2 protein-coding genes are annotated in these 3,537 nt (G+C 69.0%); both read left to right on the top strand.

Annotated features, from left to right (window positions below; translation table 11 throughout):
• A partial coding sequence (gene pabB / locus D7X55_RS37490) for an aminodeoxychorismate synthase component I (protein WP_121725534.1) occupies positions 1-1,484 on the top strand: 1,484 nt, incomplete at its 5' end.
• 144 nt (positions 1,485-1,628) lie between these two features.
• Positions 1,629-3,272, top strand: a complete 1,644-nt coding sequence (gene ffh, locus D7X55_RS37495) for a signal recognition particle protein (RefSeq protein WP_121725535.1) — start codon at positions 1,629-1,631, stop codon at positions 3,270-3,272.
• Positions 3,273-3,537 lie beyond the last annotated feature (265 nt).

Below are 3,537 nucleotides of genomic sequence, written 5' to 3' on the forward strand. Positions count from 1 at the left end.
TCCCTAAGCCGCCGGCCTTCCGCGTCCACCACCGGCAGCTGCGGCTCGACGCCGACCCGGAGCAGGCCTTCGTCACACTCTTCGGAAGCCAGGAGCACGCCTTCTGGTTGGACAGCAGCCGCGTCGAAGCCGGCCTGTCCCGCTTCTCCTTCATGGGTGACGCCTCGGGCCCCCACGCCGCCGTCATCCACTACCAGGTGAACCCTCGCCGGCTCACCGTGACCCGGAGCCAGGAAACGGACGAGCACGCCACGGAGCTGTTCGCCTTCCTCCAGCAGGAGCTGACGCGGCTGCGAGCACCGCCCTCCGGCCTGCCCTTCGACTTCCAGGGCGGCTTCGTGGGCTATCTCGGCTACGAGCTGAAGCACGACTGCGGCGCGAGCGCCCCCCATCCCTCACCGGATCCAGACGCCAGCCTCGTCCTGGCGGACCGGCTGCTGGCCTGGGACCACCTCGAACGCACGGTGTACCTCGTGGCGCTCGCCCCCGAGCACGAAGCCGCCCAGGCCCAGGCCTGGTTCGACGCCACCGAGGCCAACCTTCGTGCCCTGCCCGCCCTGGCGCTCCTCGCTCCAGGCCCGGGTGCTCCCTTCCCGGTCCGCCTCGCGAGGAAGCGCGAGACCTACCTGGCCGACATTCAGCACTGCCTGGAACAACTCCACGAGGGCGAGACGTACGAGGTCTGCCTCACCAACAAGCTCCTCGCGCGCACGCACGTCGAGCCCCTGGCCCTGTACCGGAGCCTGCGCCGGCTGAACCCCGCGCCCTATGCCGCGTACCTCCGGCTGGGGACCCTGGGCATCGCCTGCTCCTCCCCCGAGCGCTTCCTGCGCGTGGACGCCGAGCGCTGGGTCGAGTCCAAGCCCATCAAGGGCACCCTGCGCCGCGGAGCCACGCCGGCCGAGGACGAACGGCTGCGCCAACAGCTGGGCTCCCAGGAGAAGGACCGGGCGGAGAACCTGATGATCGTGGACCTCGTGCGCAACGACCTCGGGCGCGTGTGCGAGGTGGGCTCGGTCCACGTCCCCCGGCTCATGCACGTTGAATCGTACGCCACGGTGCACCAGCTGGTGAGCACCATCCGGGGCCACCTGCGCGAGGGGCTCACGGCCGTGGACGCGGTGCGCGCCGCCTTCCCGGGAGGCTCCATGACGGGAGCCCCCAAGGAGCGCACAATGGCGCTCATCGACCGGCTGGAGCAGGAGCCCCGGGGGGTGTACTCGGGCGCCATCGGGTACTTCTCCGCCACCGGCGCGGCGGACCTGAATGTCGTCATCCGCACGGCGGTGGTCCGCCCCGGGGAGGTCAGCATCGGCGCGGGAGGGGCCATCGTGGCGCTCTCGGACCCGGCGGCCGAACTGGACGAGATGCTCCTCAAGTCTCACGTCGTCCTGAAGGCGCTGAGCACGGCGCTGGGGAGCCCGGACGGGTGGCCCGAACCCGACGGAACGGCGGGAATGGCCTCCGAGCCCCCCTCCCCATAGGGGATGGGAAGGCCCTCCAGGGCGGGGCTCCCGGGGCGGCGGCGTCCCGGGTGGCGGGGAAAGCCCCTCGATTCCTCCACTGCTGGACGGCCGGGGCTTCCGTGACCGTCGCATCTGGCGGGACGCTGTTATAAAGCGCCCCCCATGCTTGAGACCGTCACCAAGGGCTTCCGGGCCGCCAAGAACCGCCTCGCCGGCAAGAGCGAACTCACCCCCGAGCTGGTGGACGAGTCGCTGCGAGACATCCGCGTCTCCCTGCTGGAGGCCGACGTCGCCTTCGACGTGGTGAAGAAGTTCGTCGCCCGCGTCCGCGAGAAGGCCGTGGGCGAAGTCGTGCAGACGTCCGTCACGGACGCGGGGGGCCAGAAGCGCAAGGTCAGCGCGATGGACCACTTCATCAAGATCTGCCACGACGAGCTGGAGGCCCTGATGGGCCCGGTGGACACGAGCCTCCACCTGAAGCCCAAGGGCCAGCTGTCCGGCATCATGATGGTGGGCCTCCAGGGCTCCGGTAAGACGACGACCACGGGCAAGCTCGCCAGCCGGCTCCTCGCGGAGGGGCGCAAGCCGCTGCTCGTCGCCGCGGACATCTACCGCCCGGCCGCCGTGGATCAGCTCAAGGTGCTGGGCGAGCGGCTGAAGGTCCCCGTCTACCACGAGCCCGGCGTGCAGCCGCCCGAGCTGGCCAAGCGGGGCTACGCGGCCGCGCGCGAGCAGAAGTGCGACGTGGTGCTCATCGACACGGCGGGCCGGCTCGCCATCGACGAGACGCTGATGACGGAGCTGGAGTCCATCAAGTCCAACGTGCAGCCTGACACCATCCTGCTGGTGTGCGACGCGATGATTGGCCAGGACTCGGTGCGCACGGCGGCTGAGTTCGACCGGCGCCTCACGCTGGACGGCTTCATCCTGACGAAGCTGGACGGTGACGCGCGCGGCGGCGCGGCGCTGTCCATCAAGGAAGTCACGGGCAAGCCCATCAAGTTCCTCGGCATGGGCGAGTCGATGGACAAGCTGGAGGAGTTCCGTCCGGAGGGCCTCGCGGGCCGCATCCTGGGCTTCGGCGACATCGTCGGCCTGATGAAGGACTTCGAGAAGGTCGTCGACGAGAAGAAGGCCGAGGACGACGCGCGCAAGCTGCTCTCCGGCCAGTTCTCGATGAAGGACTTCGTCGAGCAGATCCGCATGGTCCGCAAGATGGGCCCGCTGAAGGACCTGCTGGAGAAGTTCCCCCTCTTCGGCGACCTCACCGAGCACCTGAACCCGGACGAGAAGGAGCTCACGAAGATCGAGGCGATGTACGACTCGATGACGCAGAAGGAGCGCCTGCGTCCGGACATCATCAACGCCAGCCGCATCAACCGCATCTCCAAGGGCAGTGGCCGCAAGCCGGAGGAGGTCCGTGAGCTGCTGCAGAAGTTCGGGATGATGCAGCAGGTGATGGGCACCATCGGCCAGAACCCGGGCCTGCTGGGCCGCATCCCCGGCTTCAAGCAGCTGGGGCAGCTGAGCCAGATGAAGAACATGGACCTGGGCAGCATGCTCGGGAAGGACCCGAAGGCGCTGGAGAAGGCCATGGCGGGGCTGGGAGGCATGGGCGGCATGCCCATGCAGCTGCCGCAGATCGCCCCGGGCTACACGCCGCCCATGGGCCAGGCCGCGATGGCCAAGGCCCGCCTGATGGGCTACGCGCCCCCGTCCGTGAGCAAGCCGGACGACCGCGACGCCATCAAGGAGCGGCGCAAGAAGGAGAAGGAGAACAAGAAGAAGAACCGCAAGAAGAAGTAGTCCGCGGCCTTCTGAAGTCCCCCTGCCCGCGCGTCCCCACCCGAAGTCCGGGGGCGGCGGGCAGACGTGTTTCCAGAGGCCTCCAGGTCCGGACGGAGGGTCCTCTGCCGTGGACGGGTATGGCAGTGTTCTGCCTCTGGACCGAGCCGGTCCCGACCTTGCAGAACACGCCCCCATGCCCAACTTGAAACACCTGTTGTTGCTCGGCTGCATCGGCCTGAGCCCCGCCTGCATCGACGTTCCCCCGCTGGTGGAAGAGCCGCCC

The organism is Corallococcus sp. AB049A, from assembly GCF_003668885.1.
GTDB lineage: Bacteria > Myxococcota > Myxococcia > Myxococcales > Myxococcaceae > Corallococcus > Corallococcus interemptor.

Bases quoted from the DNA above. Each gene is read 5' to 3' on its own strand.
- ffh (WP_121725535.1), top strand. From the start codon at position 1,629: ATGCTTGAGACCGTCACCAAGGGCTTCCGGGCCGCCAAGAACCGCCTC.